A 26,237-nucleotide genomic window follows, 5' to 3' on the forward strand; every position below is an offset into this window, starting at 1 on the left:
TGATGGGGCGCGGGTGGGTTCAGGTGTGCAGGTAGCCGTTCATTCCGTCGTGGCCGTCCGCGTCCTGGTCGTCGAACCAGTGGTCGCCGTGGGCGAGGTAGCGGAAGGCAACGCGCTGCTCGGTGGGCATCGCCACCGTTACGGCACGCATGCCGTCCGTGCGGACGGTGAGCGGGTGGGCGCCAGGCTGCCAGCCGTTGAAGTCGCCCACCACGCTGACTTCCCCCATCGGGTGGTCAGCGGGCAGGACGAAGGTGACCTCGGTGGCGTTCTTGCTCCGGGTGCGCTCCAACATGACGGGCGGCTCCTTCACAGCAGATAGATGTGGCTTTCGATCCTGCGCCTTCGCCTGACCGACAGACGTGTGAGGCACGTCGATCACCTGCTCGGCCACCCGTTCGGTCCCAGGCCGGCCGCGTGTGAGGGGCCGGACGTGCGAGCAGTACCGCGTGCTCGAAGTCGTCACGCAAGCTGACGCCCTTGTCCCGCCCTGCCAGGTCAGTCGGCTCCTCGGCGCCCGCCCCAGAGCCTGAGACGTCTGGGCCGGTCTCCGACCGACCTGTTGGGGCACAAGCCTTCGGTCGCGCGAGCGTCGCGGCCTGGCCCGGCCCCGATCCGGGGTCTGCGGCGTCTCGCACGAAAGATCACCCACGTGGGGGGCCTCTCGCTCCGCGACGTGCCGCCGCGCTACCTCACCAGCGGTACCACCGGCCGCGCGAACCGCCAGCCCCAGCACCGCGGAACGCAAAGCCCAGCAGCCACAGCACAAGCACCACGACCGCCACCCACCACAGGACGTGGATCGCGAACCCGGCACCGGCCAGGATCACGACAAGCAGTAGAACCAACAGCAGAGCACCCATGGTTACCAACCTCCTGGCGGGCGTCTACCCGCCGCGGCCCAACCCAATCGAGGCGCTCGGCCGCGCGGGGCAAAGCGTGCGGTGCCCCGACGAACATCCTCTCGGCGTCGATCAGGCCGACGTCGATGACCCGGAGGTACAGCCTGTGGACGACGAGCCGACGAACGCGAGCGCGATACCGATGGTTGGCCATGATCACCTGCCAGCCGCGGTCTGGACTGCACCCGCCGCTGGCCACGCGCTCGCGACTGCGGAACTCCTGGCCGGCACCGTCGGCAGACGGCGCCGGGCTGGCCTGGCCCTGCTGTGCGGACCCCCTCCTCGGCCTCCCGGCCATCGGCCGCGCTTCGCCTGCAGTGCCCTCCACGATCAGCCGATGCTCGAGGTGGGCCCGGTGCAGGCCGACGATGCCCTCAAGACGATCCGGGTAGGCGGCGTCGCGGGACGGAGCTGCGGCGATCTCCCGGAGGGCCCGCTCAGCCGGCTTGGGGTGGGCGGGCAGGCGGGCCGCCTGACGACGGTCTTGTCGACCCAGGCCCGCCAGACGGTGCCTTACCGACTCTGTCGGGGTGCGGGGCTACCGGTGAGTCGACGAAGCCCCCTGGCCGGCCACGGATTTGAACGGCCGAATCAGGCCTCGGTAGCCTGCCCTGGCCGTGAACTGGCGCGGACGAGGATCTTCCCGGAGTAAAGCGATGTCTCTTCGTTTCGACTGCGCGACCGCATCCAAGCAGGCCGAAGGCCTGCACGAGGCCGCTGCTGCGGTGCGCCGGGGAGAGTTGGTGGTGTTGCCCACCGACACGGTGTACGGGTTGGGGGCGGACGCATTCAGCCCCGAGGCGGTGAACCGGCTCCTCGGGGCAAAGGGGCGGGGCCGCCACATGCCTTCGCCCGTGCTGGTCGGCTCCCCCTACGCGTTGAACGGCCTGGTCGCCGATCTGTCCGAGCAGGCGCGGCAGCTTGTGGACGCCTTCTGGCCGGGCGCGCTGACTCTGGTGGCCCGCCATGAGCCGTCGCTCGATTGGGACCTCGGCGAAACCGGCGGCACCGTCGCCGTCCGCATGCCCGCGCACCAGGTGGCTCTCGACCTGCTCAACCTGACCGGGCCGCTGGCCGTCTCCAGCGCCAACCTGACCGGGGCGCCGTCCCCTCAGGACTGCGACACCGCCCTCGCCATGCTCGGCGACTCGGTCGCGGTCTACCTCGATGCGGGACCGACCCCCGCGCCCGTTCCGTCCTCGATCGTGGACGTCACTGAGGACGTCCCGGTCCTGCTGCGGGCGGGCGCGCTCAGCGCGGACCGGCTCCGCGTGGTCGCGCCCGGCCTGCGGGAACGCTAAGCGCCGGGCCAACGGTCGGCGGCGGCCCGCTGCTCGGCGTCAGCCCACTGCTACGGCCGCCTTGAGGCCTCGGGAGGCCACCAGGTGCGCGCTGCCGTCTGCCAGCCGGTAGGACAGGCCGACGACGGCGAGCCGGCCTGCGGCCACTCGCTCGGCGAGGACACGGGACCGCTCCGACAGCAGGTCGACTGTGTGCCTTATGTGCTCGTGCAGAATCTCCTCGTCGCTGTCGCGCCCTGCCGCGCGGGCTGCCAACACGCTCGGGGTCACCCGCTCGATGACGTCGCGCACGAAGCCCCCCGGTGTCCTGCCACCGTCGGCCGCGGCGCGGGCCGCGGCGACGGCCCCGCACGAGTCGTGTCCGAGCACCACGACCAGCGGGCTCTCCAGCACGCTCACCCCGTACTCGATACTGCCCAGCACCTCCGCCCCGGCGACGTGACCCGCCGTCCGCACGACGAACAGGTCTCCGAGACCCCGGTCGAAGATGATCTCAGCGGCAAGACGGGAATCGGAGCATCCGAACAGCACCGCGAACGGACTCTGCGAGGGGACGGTCTGGGTGCGACGCGCGGCGTCCTGATTCGGATGCTCCGGCAGCCCCTCGACGAACCGTCCGTTGCCGGCCATCAGCATCTCGAACGCGGCGTCGGGGGTCAGCGTCATGAAATCGTTCATGGCCGCAGACTAGGGCCCGGCACGTGACGCCGCACGGGGCGGCAGTGTGCCTATTGCGGGCGCGGCGGCCTGCTCGGGAGGGACGCCGCGCCCGCAGGATGATGTGCCTGCGGCGGCGGTAGGCGGAGCTGACAGCCGACCTGCTGGCGGTGAAGGGGGCGAAGTACGGTCAGGGCAGTTTCGCCGGCTTGCGGCCAATCGGCTGACTCGGACGGCCCCGGGGCAGGGCGACACGCCCGAGGCGGAGTCGGAGGTCTCGGCACGCCCCCTGACCTCGCGGGTTGGACAACACGACGCCCGCTGGACCGATCGGGCGATTGGCTCCACCAGGTCCCGACCGAGCGAGTCATCGTGAAGCTCTATGGATCGGGGCCCGACCGCGGCGCGTATCCCCAGGCCCCCGGCCCCGGCCTCCGAGCCGAGGCCTTCGGCCGGCCGGAGCTGTCTCCGGCAGGCGCGCGCCCGTTTCGCGCACCGCGATGCGGACACACGCTGGGGCAGCGAGTAGGTACGGCCCCGTAAGGAGTGACGATGAAGGCCTTGACCTGGCACGGCAGGCGAGACGTCCGTGTCGACACCGTTCCTGATCCGGCCATCAAGGATCCGACCGATGTGATCATCAGGGTGACCGCCAGCGGACTGTGCGGGTCCGACCTCCACCTCTACGAGGTGCTGGGCCCCTTCCTCGATGTCGGCGACATTCTCGGCCACGAACCCATGGGCGTGGTCGAGGAGGTGGGGCCCGACGTCACCACCGTCAGGGCGGGTGACCGAGTGGTGATCCCGTTCAACGTCTCGTGCGGGATCTGCCACACGTGCGGGCAGGGCTTGCAGTCGCAGTGCGAGACCACCCAGGTGCGGGAGTACGGCAGCGGCGCCGCGCTGTTCGGCTACACCAAGCTCTACGGCCAGGTCCCGGGTGGGCAGGCCGAACTGCTCCGCGTCCCGTTCGGGAACAACCTGCCGATCAAGGTACCTCACGGGCCCGCCGACGACCGCTTCGTCTTCCTGTCCGACGTGCTGCCCACCGCCTGGCAGGCCGTCGAGTACGCGGCCGTGCCCGAGGGCGGCAGCCTCGTAGTCCTCGGCCTGGGGCCGATCGGCGACATGAGCTGCCGGATCGCCCTGCACCGCGGCGCGTCCCAGGTCATCGGCGTCGACCGGGTCCCCGAACGCCTTGAGCGCGGCCGGGGCCGGGGCGTCCACGTCCTGGACCTGGGCGAGCACAGCAAGGACCTCGCAGAAACGATCCGCGGCCTCACCGCAGGGCGCGGCCCGGACGCGGTCATCGACGCCGTCGGGATGGAGGCTCACGGCTCGCCCGCAGCGAAGCTCGCCGCCCAGGCCACCAACCTGCTGCCGAGCGCCTTGGCCGCCAGGATGATGGAACACGTCGGCGTCGACCGCCTCCACGCCCTCTACCTCGCCATCGACATCGTGCGGCGCGGCGGCACGATCTCCCTGTCCGGCGTCTACGGCGGCCAGAGTGACCCGCTGCCCCTGCTCACCATGTTCGATAAGCAGATACAACTGCGGATGGGCCAGGCCAACGTGCACCGCTGGGCCGGTGAAATCCTCCCGCTGCTCACCGATGACGACCCGCTCGGCGTTGACACCTTCGCCACCCACCACCTCCCCCTCGACCGAGCTCCGGCGGCGTACGAGATGTTCCAGAAGAAGCACGACGGCGCGGTGAAGATCCTCTTCAAGCCCTGAGCACCCGCCGGCTCGTCCACGACCAGCGCATCTGACTCCAGCCCCGAAACCTGGGAGTCCGCCATGACCGCACCATCGCACCGCTTCGCGGGCCGCACCGCCCTGGTCACCGGTTCCTCCCGAGGGCTCGGCCTGCTCATCGCCCGGGAACTGGCCCGCCACGGCACCCGCGTGATGCTCTGTGCCCGAGACGCGCACTCCCTTGACCAGGCCGAACGGCAGTTGCGGACCAGCGGATCCCCTGTCGCCTCGATCAGCTGCGACATCACCGACCCCGACGCCCCCGGGCGCCTCCTGGACGCGGTGCACCAGCGGTTCGGCCCGCTCGACATCCTCGTCAACAACGCCGGAATCATCCAGGTCGGGCCTCTGGAAGCCCTGCGTGAACAGGACTTCCGCCACGCCATGGAGACCATGTACTTCGCGCCGCTGCGCCTGACCCTGGCCGCCCTTGCCGACCTGCGGGCCAGCGGCGCCGGCACCGTGGTGACCGTCTCGTCGGTCGGCGGCCGAATCCCCGCGCCCCACCTGCTGCCCTACGTGGCCGCCAAGTTCGCCGCCGCGGGCTTCTCCCAGGGGCTGCGGGCGGAACTCGCGGGCACAGGGGTCAGCGTCACCACCGTCCTGCCGGGACTGATGCGCACCGGATCGCACACAGCTGCGCACTTCCACGGCCGTCCCGGAGCCGAGTACGGATGGTTCGCCGCTGCCGCCAGCCTTCCGCTGCTCTCCATGGACGCCGAGCGGGCAGCTCGCGCGATCGTCCGGGCCGCTGAGCGGCGCCGCCCCGAGCTGGTCCTCACACCCGCGGCGAAGGTCGGTGTCCGGATGCAGGGGCTCGCACCCGCCATTACCGCCCGGCTGCTCGCACTCGTCGCCCGGACCCTGCCCGACGCCGGGGACACGCCGCGCCACGACGTCCAAGGCGCCGAGGCAGCTGACCTATCGGACCTGCCGACGTGGGTCACCGTCCTCGGCGACCGGGCCGGCGCGCGCTTCGCCGAGCCTCGCCCGAACACAGAGCCCTGAGAGGAAGGCGACCGGTGCGCCTGAGAACCAGCGACCCGCACAAGCCCGGGTACCGGCGCATGCGGCACGGGCGCGGCTTCCGCTACCTGACGCCCGACGGCGCTCCGGTGGACGGAGACGAACTGACCCGGATCAAGGCGCTGGCCGTTCCTCCGGCCTGGACCGACGTGTGGATCTGCCCGGATCCCAGCGGTCACCTCCAGGCCGTCGGCAGGGACGCGGCCGGCCGCCGCCAGTACATCTACCACCCGCACTTCCGGGCTCTGCGCGACCAGGCCAAGCACGAACACGTCCTGGAGACGTCGGCCTGCCTGCCCAAGCTGCGCGCGACCGTCGAGCAGGACCTCCTGCGGCGCGGTCTGGTGCGTGAGCGCGTCCTGGCGTGCGCGGTCCGGCTGCTCGACCTAGGCCTGTTCCGGATCGGGTCCGACGCTTACACCCGGGACAATGGCTCCTACGGCCTGACCACCATCCTGCGCTCGCACATCACTCTGGGGCGAGGCGAGGTCCGCTTCGACTACCCCGCGAAGTCCGGCCGGCGGCGGGTCGCGGCCCTGGCCGACCCTCAGACCCGCAGGGTGGTGCGCGCGCTGCTGCACAGCCGCCACCCCGGTGACCGGCTACTCGTTCATCGCTCGGGCCAGGAGTGGCACGAGGTCCACGGGAGCGACCTCAACGAGTACCTGCACGAGGTCAGCGGCACCGACCTCACCGCCAAGGACTTCCGGACCTGGAACGCCACCGTACTGGCGGCGGTCGGGCTGGCGGTGTCACAGCCGGTGGCAGACGGCTCGCAGGCCGCGCGCAAGCGGGCCGCCGCCAGGGTCATCCGGGAAGTGGCGCACTACCTGGGCAACACCCCTGCCGTGTGCCGCGCCTCGTACGTCAATCCGCGGCTGATCGAACTCTTCGACGAGGGCGTCACCGTAGCCCCGGCCCTCGGCGAGCTCGGCCGGGGCGGCGCACCGGTCGCAACGCAGGGCCCTGTCGAGGACGCCGTCCGCGCGTTGCTCACCTGAGAACGGGCTCCCCGTCCTCGCGCACACCCGTGCCGCAGTCGCAGGGGCAGATCGCGGACGCAGCGGAACTCAGCCCACGTCCCTGTCGACCCGCACGACTTCCGTGTCGCGCACGAGGAGCTGGCCGAGCTGGTCGCGAATGCCCAGAGCCGAGGTCAGCCGCCCGCGCGCAGCCGGGCAAGGACAGCGTCGACGTCGAGGTATTCGGACTCCGATCCTGCGGGCACCAGGGTGAAGGAGTCTGCGAGGAAGGCGACCACGGCGTCCTGCGGGGCACTGAGCGCCACCTGGCAGCCGGAACCTCGCAGGGTGATGAGGAGCTCGCCCGCGGGCCCCGGCTGGACCGTGACATCTCCGTCGCCGGCTGGGGCGTGACGCCCCTCATTCAGCAGATCCCTGCCGAAATACCAGCACACCGTGGCGTCCGGCCCGGCGCAGTCGGACTGGGGCAGCGGGAACGCCAGGCATGCCGCGTACGGAAGGGTGGTGTTGAACCGCAGCTCGACGTCGACCGGGACATCGGGCAGGGAGCTGTCGGGGAACGTGACGGGCATCAGGCACACAGCGGACTTCTGAGCCAACGAACCCTCCTGCTGCAGCAGCGGACCCGATCTGGGCGGCCCGCCTGGTCGGGCGGGCGCCTACCCGGCGCCTCCTCAAGCAGTCCAGTGCTGCCAGAGCATGCACAAGTCCCCTACACCCGGAGCACATCGACTCCATCGGGTCGCGCCGTAGCTCAGCGTTTCGCCAGCGCTTGTGACAAGGCCGACTCCCGGCGTGGCTCGGTCAGGCTGTGGCGAAGACCGTGACCAGTGTGTCGTTGAAGGCGGGCAGGTCGTCCGGCTTGCGACTGCTCACCAGGATGTTGGGGCCGTCGGTGCACACCCGGACCTGTTCGTCGGCCCAGTGTGCGCCGGCGTTGAGCAGGTCGGTGCGCAGGCTCGGCCAGGAGGTGAGGTTGCGCCCGCGAACCACGTCGGCCTCGATCAGTGTCCACGGGGCGTGGCAGATAGCGGCTACCGGCTTCCCCGCGGCGAAGAACGACTTGGTGAAGGCCACCGCGTCCGCGTCCGTGCGCAGAGCGTCCGGATTGGCCACGCCGCCGGGCAGCACGAGCGCGTCGAAATCGCCGACGGAGACGTCGGCGACCACGGCGTCGACCTTGAAGGTGTCGCCGCGGTCGAGATGGTTGAAGGCCTGGATGCTGCCGCTTCGGGTGGACACCAGGCAGGGGGTGCCGCCCGCCTCTTGAACGGCCTGCCAGGGCGCAGTGAGTTCGACCTGCTCGGTACCCTCGGGCGCCACCAGGAACGCGACGCTCTTTCCCTGCAACGTGACCACGGAGGGCTCCTCTTCTCAGCCGATCAGGGGCGCCGACGGCAATAGCGCCGGCTGTGACGAGTCGGTCCCGTTCCGTTGGCCGGATCCGCGCCTGCCAGCCGGGGGCACCCACCCGACGCTCCCACCTTGGCACAGTGTCTCGGTGCCCGCCTTCGATGAGAGCCGCAGGACGGACGCGGCCGACCTCGTCCGAGAGGAAGTCGGATCCGCCTGCTTGGTTACGCCGAACGCCTGCTGGCATCCTCGGAGGATTGCGACGTACCCGGAGGGAGACCGCCCATGCCTCTGTCACTTCACCTGGAACCATGCCGGGGCGGTCCGCGGTGAGGGGCTGGGTGATCGGAGTTGTAGACGGACACGGTGAGCCGCGCCAACTGCTGGTGCTGCTCACGGACGGACGGCGGGTGGTGGTCCAGAAGCGGTCCGAGCAGGAGAGCACGGAACTACGGGCACCGATCGCCGAACGTCTGCACCCACCACATTCCGGCGCGCGGTCCGTGGTGCGCTGGCTGCGTCCGGTGTTGCCGGTCGACGTAGAGCTGGACGGAGGCCGGGTACGTCGCGTCATGCCCGTGGAACAGGAGTGAGCGACCCGCCGTCGGCGGGCGGCTCGTCCTGCCCCACGTGGTGCTGCGCCGCACAGCCGCCCGCCAGGAGGCCACGCGGGAGCACGGCGACACCGACGGCCGGGGCGGCCCCCTGGGTTGACAGCCCGGCGGTCTGGCCCGCGCATCGTTTCTGCCAGGTGATTTTTTCGGCGCCAGCCGGGGCTCGCCCAGGTAAGCGGTACATCGCCGCGCGCCCGGGACGACCAGGTGCCCGGTTTCGCTGGGGCAGAGGGGTGCCGCCTGTGGCGTTGAGGCGGCAGGTGTGCCCGACCGGCATGACCCGCGTCACGCCCCTGGCCGGGCGCTGGGGCCGGACCGGCCGTGCGCGGTCCGACCCCAGGGCTAGGAGTCGGGGTTCAGGACTTGCCGCGGCCGGTGACGAAGTCACGGGCCCGGTCCACCAGGCCGACACCGGGGGCGAGCAGTTTGCTGGCCATCGGGGTGTCGGGTGCGGCGGGGTGCGGGCGGGTCGGCGCCATGGACTTGGCCCGGCGGATCTTGTCCCCGAGGTCGTCCAGCTGCTCGGTGGTGCAGGCCCGGCGCAGCATCGGGAAGAGGTTGCTCTCCTCGTCCTGTACGTGAGCGGCGACCTCGTCCATGAGCTGCTGCAGCAGCGGGCTCATCTGCGGGTCGTCCGTCCTCGTGTTCTCCAGCTTCTTGAGGAGCTTCTCGACCCGGCCGTGGTCGGCGATCTCCTTGTCCGCGAGGCGGTCGCCGCCCTGGATGTGCTCGCGTACCGCCGGGTAGAGGTACTGCTCCTCGGCGACGGAGTGGCGTACGAGTTCGATGGTGACCTCGTCGACCGCGTCACGCAGCTGCTGTCCGTCGCCGGTCATGGCCTGGATCCGGGCGAACATCTCCTCCACCTCGCGGTGGTCGGTCATCAGTTCGTCGATCGCGTTTCCGCCGTGTCCCATGACATGTCCTTTCGCTGGTTGCTTTCCGGGCCGGGTCCCTCCGGCCGGTCGGGTAGTGATCCCCGACGATGCGGGCGGTGCGAGCACCAGCGAAGGCACCTCACCCGATCGGAGCCCGCCGCGAACACCTTCGCCAGACGGGCCCCGGCATCGGATGGCGCCTGTGCCGTGCCCGTGTGGAGCCCGTTGTGGCGAGCGCCGGGCCTGGTCCGGCAGGGCCTGGCCGCCGGATCCGTGCGGGCGTGTGGACGAGCGGCGTCTTACGTTCGGGGTAGACGCGACGAAGCCGCGAGATGGAGGAGCCATGCCTGCCGGTTCGAGCAAGAAACGTGAACGCCAGTACGAGCACATCAAGGACAGCGCGCTGGAGCGCGGGGAGAGCCAGAAGCGGGCCAAGGAGATCGCGGCCCGGACCGTGAACAAGGAACGGGCCCGGCACGGCGAGTCGAAGACCGCCAGCCGCTCCTCCACTCACGACATCTCCTCCTCCAGGCGCGGCGGACTGCGCTCGCACTCCGGCTCCCAGGGGCCGACGAGGGAGCAGCTGTACAACGAGGCCAAGCAGCGCAACATCCACGGCCGCTCGAAGATGAACAAGAAGGAACTCGCCGACGCCCTCGGCCACTGACCGGCGACGGGCCGCAGGCCGCCCCCCGGGGGCGGGGCCATCCTCCGCGCCCGTCCCGCGTCGGACGCCCCGGACGATCCGGGTGGCCGGGGTCGAGCGCCGGACCTGCCGCCTGACCTGACGAGAAGGACGATGCCATGAGCACTCACAACGCACACACCCACGAAGAGGACGATGCCCCGCGCGACGACGGCACGGTACGGGAGCGGTCGGCGGAGGAGCGCAGCATCACGGCGCCCACCCCGAAGGACGTCCGGGCCAAGGCCGACGACGCAGACAAGGACGCCGAGGAAGACGGGGTACCTGAACCGCCCGCGGCCGGCACCCAGGCCCCCTGACCGGCGGCCCCCAACGCCGGGTGTCCCGCTACGACACTGGCGCGACGGAAAGAGGTTGTGATGGATGCGATCGTTCTGCTCAAGGACGACCACAAGAGGGTGGAGAAGCTGTTCAGGGCGTACGAGAAGGCCGGCGACGGCGCGTACGCGGAGAAGCGCCGCATCGCCGACCAGGTGATCGAGGAACTCACGGTGCACGCCGTGAGCGAGGAGACGGTGTTCTACCCCGCGGCCCGCGAGGCCGCGCCGGACACCACCGACCACGTGCTGGAGAGCGTCGAGGAACACCACGTGGTGGTGTGGATGCTGTCCGAGCTCGCCGGCCTGGACCCCAAGGACGAGCGGTTCGACGCCAAGATGACCGTGCTGATGGAGAACGTGCGCCACCACGTCGAGGAAGAGGAAAAGGACTGGTTCCCGCAGGTGCGCAAGGCCATGGGACGCAACCGGCTGGTGGAACTCGGCGAACAGCTCGAAGAGGCCAAGAAGACCGCCACCCGCGACCCGCTGAGGGTCCCCAGCGCCACCAAGTAGGAACAGCCTCGTCATACCCCGGCAGGCAGACGGGAGGAGCTCACCGTCATGGACCGGACCACCGACCTGTGGGGCGCCAGGACCCCGTACGCGCCGGGCAACCCCTGGCCCGCCCGCGTGGACCTCCACCTGGCGGAAGGCCTGGACGAAGGCGACGTGGAGCGGTGGGTGCCTTCCGCGTCGTTGCTGCACTCCAACGGCGACGCCATGGACATCGCGGTCCGCGACGGGCGGATCGTCGGAGTCCGAGGCCGCGCAGGCGACCGCGTCAACCATGGCCGCCTCGACATCAAGGACCTGTTCGGCTGGCAGGCCAACGCCTCACCCGACCGGCTCACCGCACCACTGATCCGCGCCGGCGGACGGCTGGCGGAAACCGACTGGGACACGGCCCTGGACACCGTCGCCGGGCGGTGCCGGTCCGTCCTCGAAGAGCACGGACCGGGGGCGGTCGGCTTCTACACCTCGGGACAGCTGTTCCTGGAGGAGTACTACACGCTCACCGTCCTGGCCCGGGCCGGGATCGGCACCAACCACTTGGACGGCAACACCCGGCTGTGCACCGCTACGGCGGGCGAGGCCCTCAAGGAGTCGTTCGGCTGCGACGGCCAGCCCGGCTCCTACCAAGACATCGACCATGCCCAGGTGATCGCCCTGTGGGGACACAACGTGGCCGAGTGCCAGCCGGTGCTATGGATGCGCATCCTCGACCGGCTCCACGGCGCCGACCCGCCCGCGCTGCTCGTCCTCGACCCCCGTCCGACGCCCACCGCGCGCGAGGCGGCCATCCACCTGTCGCCGCGGCCGGGCACCAATCTCGCCCTGCTCAACGCCCTCCTGAACGAGATCATCACCACCGGCTGCGTCGACCACGCCTTCGTCGCCTCGCACACGGTCGGCTTCCACACCCTCGCCGAGCGGGTCTCCTCCTGTACGCCGGAGTGGGCCGCCCGGATCTGCGACATCCCGGCGGCGGAAATCCGCCGCACCGCCGAGCTGATCGCCGGCACCGACCGGCTCGTGTCCACCGTGCTCCAAGGCGTCTACCAATCGCACCAGGCCACCGCCAGCGCAGTGCAGATCAACAACCTGCACCTGCTGCGTGGGCAGCTCGGACGCCCCGGCGCCGGTGTCTTGCAGATGAATGGCCAGCCCACCGCCCAGAACACCCGCGAGTGCGGTGCCAACGGCGACCTGCCGGGCTTCCGCAACTGGGCGAACCCGCACCATGTCGCCGAGCTCGCCGACCTGTGGAACGTCGACCCTGCCGTCCTGGACCACGACGGCCCGCCCACCCATGCGCTGGAGATCTTCCGCCTCGCCGAGACCGGCGTGCTGAAATTCCTGTGGATCAGTGCCACCAACCCGGCGGTCTCCCTACCGGACCTCGCCCGGATCCGCGAAACCCTGGCCTCCCCGGGCCTTTTCACCGTCGTGCAGGACATCTTCCCCACCGAGACCACCGCGCTCGCCGACGTGGTGCTGCCGGCCGCGACGTGGGGGGAGAAGACGGGCGCCTTCACCAACGCCGACCGCACCGTCCACCTCTCCGAACAGGCCGTCGACCCGCCCGGCAGGGCCAGGGCCGACCTCGACATCTTCCTCGACTTTGCCCGCCGCATGGACTTGCGCGACCGCGCCGACCACCCACTCATCACCTGGCACGACGCCCCGTCCGCCTTCGCCGCCTGGCAGCGGTGCAGCGCCGGCCGCCCATGCGACTACACCGGCCTCAGCTACCAACTGCTGCGCGAACAGGGCGGTACCCAGTGGCCGGCCACCCCCGCCCTCCCGTTCGGTACCCAGCGCCTGTACGCCGACAGCCGCTTCTGGGCCCACCCTGATACCTGCGAGACCTACGGCCGCGACCTCAACACCGGTGAGCCAGCCACCGAATCCGAATACCGTGCCCTCAACCCGCACGGCAAAGCTGTCCTTCGGGCCGCCGATTACCAGCCGCCGCCCGGGCAGCCCGGCGACCAGTACCCGCTGTGGCTGACCACCGGCCGCACCATCTACCACTTCCACACCCGTACCAAGACCGGCCGGGCCCCCGAACTGCAACGCGCGGCCCCCGAGATGTGGGTCGAGTGTTCTCCGGCCGACGCCCACCGTCACGGACTCGCCGACGGAGACATGGCCGCCGTGACCACAGCCCGCGGCACCGTCACCGCCCGGGTGAGAATCACCGGGATCCGCGAAGGCCTGCTCTTCCTGCCGTTCCACTACGGCTACTGGGACCACGGCCCCGACCACCCGGGCAGCCCGCCGCGCCACGACCGGGCTGCAAACGAACTCATCCCCACCCGCCTCGACCCCGCCTCCAACCAGCCCGTCTTCAAGACCGCCACCGCCAGACTGGCCCGGCTCGACCATCGCTGAACGCAGTGCCCATCAGTTCAAGCCATCTGCCGGACGATAGCGGCGTTCACGGCTCTCGCGCTCCAACTGCCCCCGTGAGACGGCGAGTACACGGTGCTCGGCGTCATGGGTTCAGGCCGTAACCGAACCGGCGAACGTCTCGCTCGCGCCCGGAGCATCGGCCCACGCAAGGGCCAGCAGGCCATCGTTGAGTTGCTCCGCCACGGCCAGGGCGCTTCCGGCCGCTTGAAGCGCCGCCATACAGCTTGTGTCCGACCCGGCCCTGGCCGACGTCATTCACCAACGGGGAGCCGCTTACAAGACGGTGTCCGGACCGGCGCCTGGTCCCGGGCCGGGCCGGGGCGCGAGGACAGCGGCGCTGACCGCGTCATGCCAGCCGTTCAACGTACGGGCCTGCTCGGCGGCCCGCTCGGCGAGCCGGTCCAGCTCCACCCGGTCCAGGCGCTCATCGCTGTCGGCGATGGCGCGCAGCGCCCGCCACAGTGCGGCCTTGCCCTCGACGCCGGTGCGCAGCGCCTCCAACTCGATCAGATCGCTGAGCGGGGAGCGCTGCAGGACGGTCCCGTTGGGCTTGAGCCGGCCCAGGCGTTCACCGGCGAGGCCGAGCCAGGTCCGATAGCGCCGCACCGGCACGCCGAGCCGTGTCATGATCCTCACCAGAGCGTCACGGTCCTGCTCGATGTCGCGGGCCAAGCGCCTCAGGTCGTCCGCGCGGCGGCTGGGGTGCGTGCGGGCCATGCGGTCGGCCAGAGCGGCGCCTCCGAAGGCACCGGTCAGGTGGTCGTTCAGGTAAACGTGCAGGGGCTCGGCCAAGTGCTGGGGCGACACGTCAGCTCCTCCCGGTGAGGCCGACCACGGGGATGCCGCGCAAAAAGGGCGGCGCAGGGCCGGTGCAGAATGATCCCCTTCTCTCATCCTGCCGCGCGCTGCAGCTAGCCGCTCGCTGACCGCCAACGGCCACGACGGCCGGCGGAGGGGCCGACTTCGTCAGGGACGACTATTCGTCCAGGAGCCGCCGCAGCGCCGCGTCGTAGAGTTCGTAGCGGACCACGCGCCCCTGTTTGACCGCAGCGACCGCCCGGGGACCGGAGCAGCCGGCGCCGCCTGCGAGGCGGCGGCCGGAGCGACTTGGCAGGCCTGCGCGAGATCGGAGACCGGGATCGGGCCGGAAGACCGCAGGATGGTCAGCAGAGCCAGTCGGCGGGGCTCCGCGAGCCGCGCGAAGTGTTCGGCGGCGGTGCGCAGCCGGTCTCGGTCCACTACTGCGGCGACTGCTGCCCGCTCCGCGGCACCGTCAATTGCCTGTTCTGTCGTCGGTCCCCTCACCCGCCATGCCCGTGTCGGTCCTTCGCCGGGTCCGGTTCGGAACACTGCCCCTGGGTAGTTCCGTGTCCAGAACGTGGGGGCGGGTATCGCCCCGCTGAGGCGGTTGGGTAAACCACCGACGGCCCGCAGCCGGTCCGCACACCGCCGCCGGCTGTCAGCCATCGTGCGCCGTCAGTGGACGCCAGGAGTCAATCGGGGTCGGCGCCGTTCGCGGACTCGCTGCAGCCAGATGACAGGACGGTGGCGGTGTCGACGGTGGCGGGGGAGACGGCCGTGTTCGCTCCGCTCTGGCACGTGGTGCAGATGTGCCAGCGCCGTCCGGCGGACGTGGGCCGCTGCGGGGCGAGCGCCATGTCCGAGGTGTCCAGACCGCACATGGTGAGAGGGCCGCAGGCGCCCGACGGTTTGGCGGGCGCGATGTGCGCGCGCAGCACCGGCTGGTCGGGATTCGCCGGTGTGCGGTCGGGTTGGAGGACCCGGATGTTGCTCGGCGTGTCCAGCTCCAGCACGACGACAGTGTCCATTCACCCAGCGTGACCGTCTGGTGAGGCCGACGCACGCTTGTGGCGGCGTTCGGAGTAGCGGACGTGCCCGGGGCCATCCGATGATGCCGCAGCTCCAGTACGGGCGCCGCTCGGGAACCGTCGTGACCGCCAGTTTGGCAGGGTCACCGGCGCCGTCGGCGCGAAGTGGGCGGCCGGTCGGATCGTCGATCCCAGCACGGCCCGGGAGAGACGGTGGGGCCCTCACGCTCGTCGACGTGAGGGTCCCACCCTCAGGTTACGTGTCCGGCTTCACCTGTCAGGAAGCGGAGTTGGCGCTGCGGTCGTCCAGGACGACGCGCGGCCGGTCGTCCGGGCCGTCCTGGGGTGCGGCGGTGGGCCGGGTGGCGTTGACGACTTCGGCGATCCGCTCGTACGCGGTGACCGCGATCGACCAGGTCTCGATGCCGCGGTGTGCGTCCAGGCCCTGGTGCACCGTGGTGTGCAGGGCGTTGAGCAGGGAGACCGTACTGCGCCCGGACAGGATGTTGTCGTCCTGCTTGCCGGTCTCGGCGCCGCCCCGTTCCCAGCCGGGGCGCTGCTCGCGGCCAGGGCCGGTAGGGCCGGCGAAGTGCGGGTTTCGGTTGTCGTCGCCGGTGGTGCGGACCTGGTCGCAGAGGAGTTCCCAGGTGTGCGGGTGGCAGGCGATGGCGAGTTCGTTGACGGCAGAGGCCTTGCGCAGGGTGGCGACGTGGGCGGGCCAGGCCAGGGCGGGCGGGATGAGGTCGGTGGTACCGCCTGCGCCCATCCGCGGCTCGGGGACCCCGGCGCGGGCCTGCTGCGGCGTGGCCGGTTCGTCGGCGGCTGGTTCTTGCGGCGCCGCGGCGGCGTGGAGCCGCTCGGCCAGGACCTGGTGGATGTAGTCGCGGACGGCCGGGGGAACGTCCTCGGCGCCGGGCTGGGGGATGGGCTCGTTCACGGTCGGCTCCTGCGCGCTGGTGATGGTCGTGGTCGTGGGCGAATCCTGGACCGGAAAGGGTTCGCTGGCCTCGGGCGCCGTGCGGACGAGATCCTTGCTGTCGACGGCCTCCGGCCCGGCCAGCTCCGCCTGGGCGCGGCTTTCCTCCTGCGCCTCGACGGGCGGGTCGGGCGGGCCGACCGGGACTGCGGTGCGGGCGAGGTCGAGGCGGGCTTGGCCGAGTTCGGCGAGGAGTTCCTCGATCCGGTGCTGCTGGGCGGCATTGTCCTTGCGGAGCCCGGCGGCCTGGCTCTGCTCGGCCCGCAGGACTCCGATGAACCGCTCGCGGTGCTCGGTCAGTTCGGCCCGGACGGAAACGAGCAGCCCGCTGACGGCTTCCTGGAGCTGGCCGGGAAGCCCGTCCAACTGCTTGCGGACCTCGGACAGCTCGAGGACGAGTGATTCGACGTTGCGGCCGGTCTTCGACACGGTCCCTGGCTCTCCCGGCTATCGCGGGCCTTCCCCTCGGCCGCGGCAACACCAGGGTGGCGGCGCGGCCATGCGTCTAACGCGAAGATCCGACCGTCTGTCCAGAACACGATCAACCACTGTCCGAAACCGCCTGGCTACCGAACAGGCGTATGGCCAGGCCGCTGGCCGTCGACCCGCGGCGCCGTGCGCGCGCCACCGGCTAGAAAGCTCACTAGGCCCTAACCAGCCGCCGCGGCCATGGGACAGGCGGCCGGCGCCATCGTGCTCGGCCCCAGCGCGGTGGAGGAAGGCCCCGCAGGTCACTGGTGGCCCTCCTTGCACGCCCTGGCCTTCGCCGCCGGGGCGATGGGCTGCATCCGGGCGGCCTGACGAGTGCCGGCGCCCGGCGCGTGCCCGTGGTTGGCGAGGTGCCACGTGCCGTAGCTGTAGAGCGAGCCCGGCGGTGTGCGGGTGTGGCCGACCTCTGGCGGGCGCCCCGTCGAGGAATCGGCCGTGGGGCCTGGGTCTGCCTCCCTCCATGCCTCGGGTCGCTGGAGGGCCGTGTGCAGGTCATCCAGGCGTGCGAGGCAGGCGTCGATGGCGGCGAGGGCGGCTGCGCTCTCCTCGCGCATCTGCCGCTCGATGGCGTGGAGTTGGTCCTCGATGTGCTGCCACCGTTGTTGGGCGGCGACGAGGGGGTCAAGCGCGTCGTTGGTCGCTGTCATAGCGCAGTCGCTCGGTGCCGCTCGATGGACCATGGCCGCAACCGGACAACGACGAGAACGATGTCGGGTTTTCTCCCTTGCAGCTGGCGGAAGCTCCGGCTCGTACTCATCGCTGGGAGGGGCCAGCGGCAGCCACGGCGGTCGGAGGCTGTGTCGGCAACGGCTGAAAACGAGCGCTGGATCACTTTCCGTGCCGATTTGACTGCCCATCACCAGTGTTAGCTGGTAGTCGGAACGTGGTTGGCGTGCAACCAAGCTCGAAGTCCGACATCCCGAAGCCGACGCGGGTCACCCCCGTCAGGGGTGAGGTGTGGTCAGCTGGGCTGCCCGCCCGGGTTGGTGATCTGGGCGCGGGCGCGGGCGAGCGTCTCACCGGCCTCGATGAGGGCGTGGGCCGCAGCGGCGGGTTGGGAGCCCCGGTCGAGTTCGGCTTGCAAGAGCAGCATGAGGGCACGCGCGGTATCGCTGGCGGCGTTGATGAACCGATGGTCACTGTCGGCGTTGTTGCGCAGGACGCGTAGTTGTCCAGCGAGTTGGGAGACCTGCCAGTACCAGATGGCGGGCAACTGGTCGGGGGTGCCGGTTGCGGGCAGCACGGCCGCGCGGCTGGCGGTGACCTCGTCCAGGTCCGCGCCACTGCTCAGCATCCGGATTTCCGCCAACGCGGCCTCGCCAGCGGCGGCGCCGTAGGCCGCGGCTGCCAGGCAGGCCGTGCGCAGAGCGTGTTGGTCGGCCGTCGCCTCGTAGGTCTGGACGGGGATGACCGGGTCGGGGATGTGCAGCAGCCGCAGGATCTGCGTGAAGGTCTCCGCGTCTGGCGCGTTGTGGGCGGTCACGGAGGCATTCCATAACATCTTGGTGGTTTAGGGGCTGCGGCGCGCGGGCCGCTCATGGGTGTTAGGCGGTGCGGCGGAACGCGACGACGGCGTTGTGGCCGCCGAAACCGTACGAGTTGCTCAGTGCCACGTCGCCGCCGGCCAGTGTCCTGGGCACGCCGGTGACTATGTCGAGCGGGTTGCCTTCGTCGGTGCTGCGGCAGCCGACGGTCGGGGGGATGAGCTGGTGGTGGAGGGTCAGAACGGTTGCGACGGCCTCCACTCCTCCGGCGGCGCCCTGCATGTGGCCCAGCGCTCCCTTGGGAGCGGTGACGGGGATGGTGCTGACCGCCTGGCCGAAGACCTTGCTCAGGGCCACGGCCTCGGCGGTGTCCCCGTTCGGGGTGGCCGTGGCGTGGGCGTTGACGTGTGCGACGTCGTCTGGTGTGGCGCCTGCGTCGGTCAGCGCCTTGGTGATCGCGTCCACTATGCCTTCGCCGTCCGGCCGGGGCGCGGCCATGTGGTGGGCGTCGGCGGAGATACCCCAGCCGGCGGCCTCGCAGTAGATCCTGGCGCCGCGTGCGAGGGCGTGCTCCTCGGCCTCCAGGATCAGCATGCCGGCGCCCTCGCCGAGGACGAAGCCGGCCCGGTCCTTGTCGAAGGGGCGGGAGGCGTCCTCGGGATTCTCCACGCAGGACAGGGCTCGCATGGCGGTAAAGGCGGCCAGGACGGCCGGGGTGATGACCGCCTCGGTGCCGCCGGCCAGAACTACGTCCGCGTGCCCGCCGCGGATTCGGTCGATCGCCTGTCCGATTGCCTCGGTGCCGGACGCGCACGCGGCGACGACGGTCCTGGCCTCGGCGCGGGCCCCGAGGTCGATGGCGACCTGGGCGGCCGCGCCGTTCGGTACCACCATAGGCGCGGTGTGCGGGGGCACGTGCCGCGCTCCGCGTGCCTCCAGCGCGCGGTCGGCGGACACCAGCACGGGCGCTCCGCCGATGATGGTGCCCATCGACACCCCGACCCGCCGGGCATCGACCGCGCCCTCGCGCGCATCGGCGGGATCGAACCCGGCGTCCGCCCAGGCCTCGCGCGCGGCTAGGAGCGCGAACTGCGAGCTGCGGTTCATCGTGCGCGCCTGCGCGCGTGTCAACCGCTCGGCAGGCTCCACCGCGCTCGGTGCCACGACCCGCACCGGGAGACTGTCGAACTCCCCGCCCTCCAGGAGCCGGACGCCGCACCTGCCCTCCAGCAGGCCCTGCCAGGTCTCGGACGCGTCCGCCCCGAGCGGCGAGATGGCGCCCACTCCAGTAACGACGACCCTGCGGCGTTCGTGGGAAGCCAGGCTGCTGCCACGCTGGGAAGGGACACCTGTCTGGTCTGCCACGGAATGATCTTTCCTACGCGGGGGGGGTGAACATCGAAGATACCCGAACCAGACACAAGATCATCACATGGTGTAGAGAATCCCGTCGCTCTCACACATGGCCGCCGGGGCCGCGCGGCCCGACGAAACGAGCTGGTCCTGCCCAGTGGTTCACGCGCGCGAGCCGGGCATCCGGTGATCTTCACGAGGCTGCTTGACATGGCATCAACTCGCCATATTCTGCGCACCTTGTTACCTTGAACGGCCGAGCCGCCACCCGTGGCGATTGCGGCGTTATAGCGAGATGGGTCCCGTTGTGAAGAGCCGTCGCGGCCGCGCTCGGACAGCTCCTCTCGCCCCGTAATTCCACGCTCGCCGCCGATTCCCGGCCCGCGAATTCTGGAACAATTTCCAAGGCAGCGCTCTGCAGACGAGAACAACCGCCCATCCCTGTGCTGAGCGACAGCGGGGGCTGGCGCCTTCGCAGAGTGAATCAGACCTCGATAAGGCTCTCGGTGCCGGATGGATCCACCCTCCCGCGTTTCAGTCGGAGGAACTGCGGCGCGCCACCGACTTCTTCGACTCGCTTGCAGACCACCGGCGCAGATTCTCGAAAGTGCAGGAGGAGGCCCGCCGGGTGGCATCGGAGTGGCTGGGCTCAGAGTCCTACCCGATGGGCTCCAGTCATGCCGGAAGCGTGCTTCCCGAATCGGATGTCGACCTATTCGCCTGCAACCCATGCTCGGACCTATCCGGTCTTCGTAGCCTGCTGACGGCGAGAGCGGAGTACAAGAAGACCAGAACGCGGCTCACCGGAAGTGAGAGATTTCTCTTCGTATTCCAGGTCGACGAGATCAAAGTCGATCTCAACATCGTGAGCCCGCAAGACTTCCATCTCGCAGCGAGAATGACGAATGAGATCGGCAGAAATGCGACGCAGGATGATGTAGTTGTCCACACATGGCTCAAGCATCTTGCCAAGCAGCACCGAGGCCGCGAAATCTACGAAGCATGGAAATGGTCCTACCGCACCCATTTCTCTCCGACACTGCGGAGCCTCTCAACACGGCCGAAGTGATCCGCCGCCGCGCACCGCGACGTGTCGTCGACGGAGAGCCGAACCGTCTGGGCCGGGTCTTGATAGCCCAGTGGTACCCGATTCGGACGTCGATGGCAGCTGTAGCCGCGGAAAAGGGTCAGGGCATCGGGACGGCGTGCAGGCAGGCGTGCTGGCCCGGCCCGGTCGGTTCTGCGAGCGGGCGCGCCACCTCGCCGATGATCTCCACTCGGAAGGTGCCGGCCGCGTCGGCGTACACCAGGGCGCCGTCGGCAGTGGTCTCTCCGGTGGCGTGGACGAGGACGACCTCGGGCGGGCCGTGTCGGCCGGGTACTCCCGGCAGGGTGACCGCGTAGCGCGATGGGGCGTTCATGGCCGCTCTCCTCGCTCGGTTTTCTGGCCAGGGGCGCCCGCCAGGGCTGCGCGGACGCTGGGGTAGAGGGTGAAGACCTCGTCGACGCCGGTGAGCTCCAGGACCCGCACGGTCTGGGGCAGCGGGGCGGCGAGCGCCATCACGACGCCGACGGCGTTCGCGGTCCGGCGGGCGGTGAGCAGGGCGTTGAGGCACACGGAGTAGCAGAAGGTCAGGCCGGCCAGGTCGACGACTAGCCGGTTCGGGCGCTTGTCGAGGGCCACGGTGAGGGCGTCGTCCAGCTGGGGGCGGTCGTCCTGGTCGACCTCGCCGTCGAGGCGGACGATCACCGTGCCCCCTGGTGCCGCCGTGGTGGTGATCCGCAGGCGTGGCGTGGGCACATGCCGGGGGCCGGCGTGCTTGCGGCGGCCGGATCCGGGGGGCGTGGTCATCGCACTCACCGCACCTCGTGGCGGGGAGTCGGCGCGGCGGCGGTGTGGTCGTAGGCCGTGCACGGTGTGGAGTGCCGGATGCCGGCTCTGCGCCCGTGGAGGGCCTCGGTGCCGTCGAGTGTCCAGTCGCGCGGCTGGCCGTGGCGGGGGCGGCGGGGGCAGCGAACGGCGTGGTGCGGGGGAGAGGTTGGCGCTGGTTCACGGATGCTCATCATGGTGATCACCGCTGGGTGTCGCAGGCTGATGAGGGGGACGGCCGTCGGGGTCGGCGAACAGGAGCAGTAGGTCGCCGATCTCGTGGCGGGCTTCGACCGGGTGACGGAAGAACGTACCGCCGGTGACGTGGTAGCGGTTGCGGCGCCCGTGCCGGGTGTGAGTGAGGTAGCCGGCTTTCTCCAGGTCGCCGACGATCGCGCGTACGGCCCGCTCGGTCACCCCGCAGGTGATCGCGAGGTCCCGCAGGCGCACGTCGGCGTCACGCGAGATCAGCAGCAGCACGCGGGCGTGCTGTGTCAGGAACGTCCAGCTCGTCCGTGGTTCCCGTTCGTCGGACATAACACAAGTATGAACCAGAATGCCTGTTTTGCGATGCCTGATTGTCGGGTTTCCTGCTTGTTCCGGCGAGTGGTCGGGTGGTGAAGCCTCCGCTGGGCTGCGGCGTCGCCGGCTCTGCCCGGCGCCACGTCCGGGGAGCCGTCCGCCATCGAGCCTGCTCCACCCGAGCGGCCCCACGCCACTTCCACAAGGCGCCGGCGTTCGATGGGGCCGGCCGCTCATGCCCATCAGCGCCGGGGCACCCGAACGCGTGAGCGTGCCATTCACTGCGCGGACCCCGGCGTGCCGTGCCCGACGCCGGGGGCGGGCTTCGGCCACACTGACCGGCAACCCGGTCACCGGCACCGAGGAGACCCGGCCCGTGAACATCGCAGTACGCATCACGCAACAGGCGGAGGCCGACGCCCTGCTCTCCCGCAGCGCGCTAGCACTGCTGGTGGGAGCACTCCTGGACCGGCAGATTCCCACCGAGTCAGCGTTTGCCGCACCGGCGACCATTGCTTGGCGCCTTGGGTGCGAGGACCTGGATGCGGACCGGATCGCCTGGCACGACCCCGGACACCTGGCCGCCCTCTTCGCGGCCCGGCCTGCCGTGCACGCCTACCCCGAGGTCATGGCCCGGCGGGTCCAGGAGCTGTGCCGCCACCTTGTCGCGCGCCACGGCGGCCGGGCATCCGCCGTGTGGGAAGGGGTGGCCACCGGCCGGGACCTGTACCGGCGGGTCAGTGAGCTGCCCGGCTTCGGCCGCCAGAAGACGCAGATCTTCGTCGCCCTCCTCGCGAAGCAGTACGGCGTTCGTCCCGACGGCTGGCGCGAGGCGGCCGGCGTCTACGGTGAGGACGGTGTCTACCGGTCCGTCGCCGACGTCACCGGCCCCCAGTCGCTGGCGAGGGTGCGCGAGTATCGGCAGGAGGAGGGACGCGCCGCCAAAGAAGCCAGATCCCGACCGGCTGGCCAGCGCCAAAGGCTCTGACCCTGCCCCGGGGGTGGACGCCGCACCGGCCCGGGTGCCACGCCACGCGTGAAGAACACCACGTTCCCCCAAAATAAGGCAATTCATCTTGAATCGCCTCGTACCGTCGAAGGCAAGGAGTATCGACCAACACGACGCAGGGGACACCATGGAGCAGGCCGCACAGATGATGACCTGTACCCGCTGCCTCGCCCTCGTCGACCGCGCCCCGTCTCCTGACGGCACCTGTCGGTGGCCCTGCCATGCCCACCCCCGACCAGGCAGCGACCACGCGCAAGCCCTGCTCGCTTTGGATCCCGCGGACGGTGCCCTACCCCGGTCTGCTCTGCCGGCGTAGGACGCCCTGAGACACCGGCGCTGGCCGAGACAGCGGTCCACCGCGAGGGCGGGCTCACACGTCTGGGTCAGCGCGGCCGGTCGTTGCCCCCAGTACAGCCCGACGCCGGGGGCGGGACGTCCAGCGAGCCCCGTCGCACCGTCGACATGTGGCCGGAATGGGGGATGTGCAGCAAGTAGTGCGGCCCGGACCCCACCGCTCCGACCTCACCGGGTTCACGCAGGGGGCCGTCACCCCGCGACGACCTCCCCCAAGGGCTGGTTGTCATCGGCCCCGGGAGCGCTGGCGGTGTGCAACTTCGCGGCCTCCTCCAGGGCTTGCTCGAAGGCGGTCTTCACCGCCTCCTCGTCCGTCCCCCGGGCCACGACTTCGATGGTGCCGCGCAGGCCGTGGCGCAGCTGCACGGTGCTGACGGCGGCCTGGTCGGTGTACAGGTCGCGCTCGAATTCGAAGCAGGGCTGTTCGAGGAACGGCAGTTGGTAGATCAGCGCGCCGGAGCGCCGGTCGACGCCAGCCACGGCGGAGTGCAACTGCTGGTGCCGGGGCTGGCGTTCCCACAGCACTTCCCGGCCGGACCAGCGGGTGCGCTTGCTCGGCATCGTCGCGGGGCGTTCCGCCAGCCCGGGGTAGCCGTGGGCCTGGAGCTCGTTCCACAGGTTCACCATGGCGTGTGCGTCGTCGGCGTTGGTCATGGCGACCTCGATCCCGCCGAGTACCAGCAGGTACACGAGCGGGGCGCTGGTGCTGCTGCGGGACTTCACCGGGACGAGGGCGGCGGCCTTCTCGGCGTTCTCGCGGTCCAGGGACGGCAGGACGGAGGTGTAGGTGTCGGCGGTCAGCACGTACGTGGCGTGGCCGAGTACCTCCTGCACGACCTTGAGGTCCGCGCCCGCGCCGAGCAGCAGGGTGGCCGCGAGGTGCCGCAGGTCGTGCAGGCGCACTGGCGGCAGGCCGAGCTTCCTGCACAGCAGCTCGAACCGGTCGGTGAGGTAGTCCGGGTTGATCTCGCTGCCGTCCTCGCGGACGAACACCTTGTCGGTCACCGGCCACGGCAGTCCGGCTTCGGCCGCGTCGCGACGGGCCTCGGCCATCCGGTCGCGGTGGTCCCGCATCTCCTGGAGGGTGTGGCTGTCGAGGGCGAGGGTGCGCTCGCTGTCCTGCTTCGGGGTCTTCCCGAGCGGCTTGCCCTTCACCGTGACCACCTGCCAGTCGACGGTGATGACCGCGGTCGCGAGGTTGGCCTTCGGCCACTCGAAGCCGGCGCCCTCGCCCCGGCGCAGCCCGCGGAAGATCGCCAGGTGCCAGAACGCGCGTAGCCAGTCCCCCTCGATGCCGTCGAGGAACTGCCCGGCCTGCTCCGGGGTCCACACCATCACCTTCGACGGCTTCTCGCCGGTGCGCCGCCACGCTTCGACGCGCTCCGGCGTCCACAGCAGCGCCTTCGGCCGCTTGCCGGATGGCAGGTCGACCAGGCTCGCCCAGTTCCGGCTGACCTGGCCCTTCTTGACCGCCGCTGTGAGGGCGGAGCGCAGGGTGGCTCGGATGCGCTGCATGGTCGCCGGGGAGACGATGCGCATCTGGGGGTGCGGCTCGCGCTTGGGTATCTGCGGCGCGGGCACTGGCGGAGGCGGGGCGTTCCTCTTCGGGCGGCCCGGCTTGCGCCCGTACAGGGCCTTCCACTCGGCGTACTCGGCGCGGGCCTTGGCGATCAGCGCCAGCTCGTAGGCGATGACGACGTTGCGGGCCTGGATCGCGTCGAACATGTCGGTGATCGGCTCGGCGGTCAGGTCTTCCAGCTTGATGTGGCCGAGTGCGGGGATCAGGTAGATCCGCAGGTGGCTCTCGTAGGAGCTGGCGGTCGTCGGCTCCAGGGTCTTGCGCTGCTCCAGCCACTTGATCAAGTACTGGGCGACGGTGGTGCGATGGTCGATCACCTCGCCGCGGTCCACCTTGGCGATCGCCTTCTTCAAGGCGGCCAGGGCGGTGTCTTTGTCCTCGTATCCGCCCTTGCGGTCCCGGTTGGGCTTGCCGTCGGGGCCGGGTTTGAGCTTGAGGTAGTACCACCAGGTGCCGTGGGCCTTCTTGCCTTTCAGCTTCGGGCAGCGGGAGCCGAGTTCGCGCATCTTCGGCTTTCCCTGGGCGTCCAGCACCGGCTGCCGGTTCTCGTCGAGGACGGGCTCGCGGCAGGTGCAGCGGCGGTAGACCGACCCGGGACCGTCCTTCTTCGACTCGCGCTCGCTCATCTCTCTCAATCGGCATTCAGGCCCCGCTGGTTGGGGCGGTGGTCACGGCACGCCCACAGTCACCGGTGCCGTGCAGGTCAGGGCACAGGGCGTTGTCGTTGTGGGGAGTTGGCCGTGACCGTACGGCCGGTGGCGCGGTTGGGTCGCGTTGAGGCTGGACGGGGCCAGCCGTGCGACCGCCGACATGGACGGTCGTGGACCACGGCGGACGGAGGAGAGGCCGGCAGGCCGCTGCCGTACGGTGGCGGCCCGGGTCTCGCGCGGCCGCGGGTGGCTGGTCTGCAAGGGGCGGTAGGCGTCGGCAAGACCGCCATTCGCGGCTCGCATGCGCGCTGAGCTGCACGGATGTGGCCTTCGGTGTACCAGCGCGGCCGGTGCGGCACACACCCGGACTGCGTGCACCGACCGTGGACGGCGGGACGGTAGGGCCCGGTCCGGGCCAGGGTGCGGGCATGACGACGAGCCCCGTTCCCGCCCTTCCCGACCCCCAGGTCCAGCCGACGATGACTGTGCCCGAGGCCGGCCGACTCTTCGGCCTCGAGCGCGCCGCCAGCTACAACGCCGCCCGGCGCGGCGACATCCCGACGATCACCGTCGGCCGCCGCGTGCTCGTGCCGACCGCGAAGCTGCGCGTCCTGCTGGGCCTCGACACGGCCGCCTGAGCGTCACCGCCTCGCCCCGATCGTCGTGCCGGCCTGCGGACCCGGCACCCCACCCTGGTAGGAGACCACC

Annotated in this window: 28 protein-coding genes; 11 read left to right on the forward strand and 17 right to left on the reverse strand. The window is 70.7% G+C overall.

Annotated elements, in window-relative coordinates:
* Positions 1-19: 19 nt before the first annotated feature.
* On the reverse strand, positions 20-295 hold the full coding sequence (locus ACFY2K_RS30415; RefSeq protein ID WP_387715709.1) for an isoamylase early set domain-containing protein: 276 nt from the start codon (positions 293-295) through the stop codon (positions 20-22).
* A 397-nt stretch (positions 296-692) separates the two neighbouring features.
* Positions 693-863: a hydrophobic protein gene (locus ACFY2K_RS30420; RefSeq protein WP_387715712.1), complete on the reverse strand. Its 171-nt coding sequence runs from the start codon at positions 861-863 to the stop codon at positions 693-695.
* 695 nt (positions 864-1,558) lie between these two features.
* Between ACFY2K_RS30420 and ACFY2K_RS30425 the strand changes: the two genes are divergently transcribed.
* Positions 1,559-2,203: an L-threonylcarbamoyladenylate synthase gene (locus ACFY2K_RS30425; protein ID WP_387715715.1), complete on the forward strand. Its 645-nt coding sequence runs from the start codon at positions 1,559-1,561 to the stop codon at positions 2,201-2,203.
* Positions 2,204-2,242: 39 nt separating this feature from the next.
* On the opposite strand, the gene ACFY2K_RS30430 is transcribed toward ACFY2K_RS30425, so the two are convergent.
* Positions 2,243-2,881, reverse strand: a complete 639-nt coding sequence (locus ACFY2K_RS30430; RefSeq protein WP_387715718.1) for a carbonic anhydrase — start codon at positions 2,879-2,881, stop codon at positions 2,243-2,245.
* 531 nt (positions 2,882-3,412) lie between these two features.
* On the opposite strand from ACFY2K_RS30430, the gene ACFY2K_RS30435 reads away from it, so the two are divergent.
* The 3 genes from ACFY2K_RS30435 to ACFY2K_RS30445 all read left to right on the forward strand — a co-directional run bounded on the left by ACFY2K_RS30435 (position 3,413) and on the right by ACFY2K_RS30445 (position 6,645).
* Positions 3,413-4,597: a zinc-dependent alcohol dehydrogenase gene (locus ACFY2K_RS30435; protein WP_387715721.1), complete on the forward strand. Its 1,185-nt coding sequence runs from the start codon at positions 3,413-3,415 to the stop codon at positions 4,595-4,597.
* 63 nt (positions 4,598-4,660) lie between these two features.
* Positions 4,661-5,626, forward strand: a complete 966-nt coding sequence (locus tag ACFY2K_RS30440; RefSeq protein WP_387715724.1) for an SDR family NAD(P)-dependent oxidoreductase — start codon at positions 4,661-4,663, stop codon at positions 5,624-5,626.
* A gap of 14 nt (positions 5,627-5,640) precedes the next feature.
* Complete coding sequence (locus ACFY2K_RS30445; RefSeq protein ID WP_387715727.1) at positions 5,641-6,645, forward strand: DNA topoisomerase IB; 1,005 nt, start codon at positions 5,641-5,643, stop codon at positions 6,643-6,645.
* A gap of 155 nt (positions 6,646-6,800) precedes the next feature.
* Here ACFY2K_RS30445 and ACFY2K_RS30450 read toward each other — a convergent pair whose 3' ends face one another.
* The 3 genes from ACFY2K_RS30450 to ACFY2K_RS30460 all read right to left on the reverse strand — a co-directional run bounded on the left by ACFY2K_RS30450 (position 6,801) and on the right by ACFY2K_RS30460 (position 9,511).
* On the reverse strand, positions 6,801-7,226 hold the full coding sequence (locus ACFY2K_RS30450) for an SsgA family sporulation/cell division regulator (RefSeq protein WP_387715730.1): 426 nt from the start codon (positions 7,224-7,226) through the stop codon (positions 6,801-6,803).
* A gap of 205 nt (positions 7,227-7,431) precedes the next feature.
* Positions 7,432-7,986, reverse strand: a complete 555-nt coding sequence (locus ACFY2K_RS30455; RefSeq protein WP_387715733.1) for a type 1 glutamine amidotransferase domain-containing protein — start codon at positions 7,984-7,986, stop codon at positions 7,432-7,434.
* A 964-nt stretch (positions 7,987-8,950) separates the two neighbouring features.
* The gene (locus ACFY2K_RS30460; RefSeq protein WP_375892191.1) at positions 8,951-9,511 is read right to left on the reverse strand and encodes a hemerythrin domain-containing protein; all 561 of its coding nucleotides are present in this window, start codon (positions 9,509-9,511) and stop codon (positions 8,951-8,953) included.
* Positions 9,512-9,815: 304 nt separating this feature from the next.
* On the opposite strand from ACFY2K_RS30460, the gene ACFY2K_RS30465 reads away from it, so the two are divergent.
* The 4 genes from ACFY2K_RS30465 to ACFY2K_RS30480 all read left to right on the forward strand — a co-directional run bounded on the left by ACFY2K_RS30465 (position 9,816) and on the right by ACFY2K_RS30480 (position 13,393).
* Positions 9,816-10,139, forward strand: coding sequence for a plasmid stabilization protein (locus ACFY2K_RS30465; RefSeq protein ID WP_375892189.1), 324 nt, complete (start codon positions 9,816-9,818; stop codon positions 10,137-10,139).
* 137 nt (positions 10,140-10,276) lie between these two features.
* Positions 10,277-10,477: a hypothetical protein gene (locus tag ACFY2K_RS30470; RefSeq protein ID WP_387715738.1), complete on the forward strand. Its 201-nt coding sequence runs from the start codon at positions 10,277-10,279 to the stop codon at positions 10,475-10,477.
* 60 nt (positions 10,478-10,537) lie between these two features.
* A complete protein-coding gene (locus ACFY2K_RS30475; protein WP_387715741.1) occupies positions 10,538-11,011 on the forward strand; it encodes a hemerythrin domain-containing protein in 474 nt (157 codons plus the stop codon).
* 48 nt (positions 11,012-11,059) lie between these two features.
* Complete coding sequence (locus ACFY2K_RS30480) at positions 11,060-13,393, forward strand: molybdopterin oxidoreductase family protein (protein ID WP_387715744.1); 2,334 nt, start codon at positions 11,060-11,062, stop codon at positions 13,391-13,393.
* Positions 13,394-13,504: 111 nt separating this feature from the next.
* Here ACFY2K_RS30480 and ACFY2K_RS30485 read toward each other — a convergent pair whose 3' ends face one another.
* The 7 genes from ACFY2K_RS30485 to ACFY2K_RS30515 form a co-directional block, all read right to left on the reverse strand.
* On the reverse strand, positions 13,505-13,669 hold the full coding sequence (locus tag ACFY2K_RS30485; protein WP_387715747.1) for a CinA family protein: 165 nt from the start codon (positions 13,667-13,669) through the stop codon (positions 13,505-13,507).
* Between the two features lie 18 nt (positions 13,670-13,687).
* On the reverse strand, positions 13,688-14,221 hold the full coding sequence (locus ACFY2K_RS30490; RefSeq protein ID WP_387715750.1) for a hypothetical protein: 534 nt from the start codon (positions 14,219-14,221) through the stop codon (positions 13,688-13,690).
* Positions 14,222-14,907: 686 nt separating this feature from the next.
* Positions 14,908-15,243: a hypothetical protein gene (locus tag ACFY2K_RS30495; RefSeq protein WP_387715753.1), complete on the reverse strand. Its 336-nt coding sequence runs from the start codon at positions 15,241-15,243 to the stop codon at positions 14,908-14,910.
* A gap of 277 nt (positions 15,244-15,520) precedes the next feature.
* Complete coding sequence (locus ACFY2K_RS30500) at positions 15,521-16,648, reverse strand: hypothetical protein (RefSeq protein WP_387715756.1); 1,128 nt, start codon at positions 16,646-16,648, stop codon at positions 15,521-15,523.
* Positions 16,649-16,950: 302 nt separating this feature from the next.
* Complete coding sequence (locus tag ACFY2K_RS30505; protein WP_387715759.1) at positions 16,951-17,355, reverse strand: hypothetical protein; 405 nt, start codon at positions 17,353-17,355, stop codon at positions 16,951-16,953.
* Between the two features lie 314 nt (positions 17,356-17,669).
* Positions 17,670-18,191, reverse strand: coding sequence for a hypothetical protein (locus ACFY2K_RS30510; protein WP_387715762.1), 522 nt, complete (start codon positions 18,189-18,191; stop codon positions 17,670-17,672).
* Between the two features lie 61 nt (positions 18,192-18,252).
* On the reverse strand, positions 18,253-19,557 hold the full coding sequence (locus tag ACFY2K_RS30515; RefSeq protein ID WP_387715765.1) for a beta-ketoacyl-[acyl-carrier-protein] synthase family protein: 1,305 nt from the start codon (positions 19,555-19,557) through the stop codon (positions 18,253-18,255).
* A gap of 595 nt (positions 19,558-20,152) precedes the next feature.
* On the opposite strand from ACFY2K_RS30515, the gene ACFY2K_RS30520 reads away from it, so the two are divergent.
* Positions 20,153-20,614, forward strand: coding sequence for a hypothetical protein (locus tag ACFY2K_RS30520; protein WP_387715768.1), 462 nt, complete (start codon positions 20,153-20,155; stop codon positions 20,612-20,614).
* Between the two features lie 118 nt (positions 20,615-20,732).
* On the opposite strand, the gene ACFY2K_RS30525 is transcribed toward ACFY2K_RS30520, so the two are convergent.
* The 3 genes from ACFY2K_RS30525 to ACFY2K_RS30535 all read right to left on the reverse strand — a co-directional run bounded on the left by ACFY2K_RS30525 (position 20,733) and on the right by ACFY2K_RS30535 (position 21,952).
* Positions 20,733-20,966 carry a DUF6296 family protein gene (locus ACFY2K_RS30525; RefSeq protein ID WP_387715771.1) on the reverse strand — a complete coding sequence of 78 codons (234 nt, stop codon included), beginning with the start codon at positions 20,964-20,966 and terminating at the stop codon, positions 20,733-20,735.
* On the reverse strand, positions 20,963-21,397 hold the full coding sequence (locus ACFY2K_RS30530; protein ID WP_387715774.1) for an STAS domain-containing protein: 435 nt from the start codon (positions 21,395-21,397) through the stop codon (positions 20,963-20,965). Before ACFY2K_RS30530 ends, ACFY2K_RS30525 begins: the two co-directional genes overlap by 4 nt.
* A gap of 198 nt (positions 21,398-21,595) precedes the next feature.
* Positions 21,596-21,952 (reverse strand): winged helix-turn-helix transcriptional regulator, encoded by a 357-nt coding sequence (locus ACFY2K_RS30535; RefSeq protein WP_387715777.1) that lies wholly within the window; start codon positions 21,950-21,952, stop codon positions 21,596-21,598.
* 361 nt (positions 21,953-22,313) lie between these two features.
* Here ACFY2K_RS30535 and ACFY2K_RS30540 point away from each other — a divergent pair, with 361 nt between their 5' ends.
* Positions 22,314-22,925, forward strand: coding sequence for an HhH-GPD-type base excision DNA repair protein (locus tag ACFY2K_RS30540; RefSeq protein WP_387715780.1), 612 nt, complete (start codon positions 22,314-22,316; stop codon positions 22,923-22,925).
* 567 nt (positions 22,926-23,492) lie between these two features.
* On the opposite strand, the gene xerC is transcribed toward ACFY2K_RS30540, so the two are convergent.
* Positions 23,493-25,505, reverse strand: coding sequence for a tyrosine recombinase XerC (gene xerC, locus ACFY2K_RS30545; RefSeq protein WP_387715783.1), 2,013 nt, complete (start codon positions 25,503-25,505; stop codon positions 23,493-23,495).
* Between the two features lie 452 nt (positions 25,506-25,957).
* Between xerC and ACFY2K_RS30550 the strand changes: the two genes are divergently transcribed.
* On the forward strand, positions 25,958-26,167 hold the full coding sequence (locus tag ACFY2K_RS30550; RefSeq protein ID WP_387715786.1) for a hypothetical protein: 210 nt from the start codon (positions 25,958-25,960) through the stop codon (positions 26,165-26,167).
* The last annotated feature ends 70 nt before the right edge of the window (positions 26,168-26,237 follow it).

The organism is Kitasatospora sp. NPDC001309, from assembly GCF_042896295.1.
Lineage (GTDB): Bacteria > Actinomycetota > Actinomycetes > Streptomycetales > Streptomycetaceae > Kitasatospora.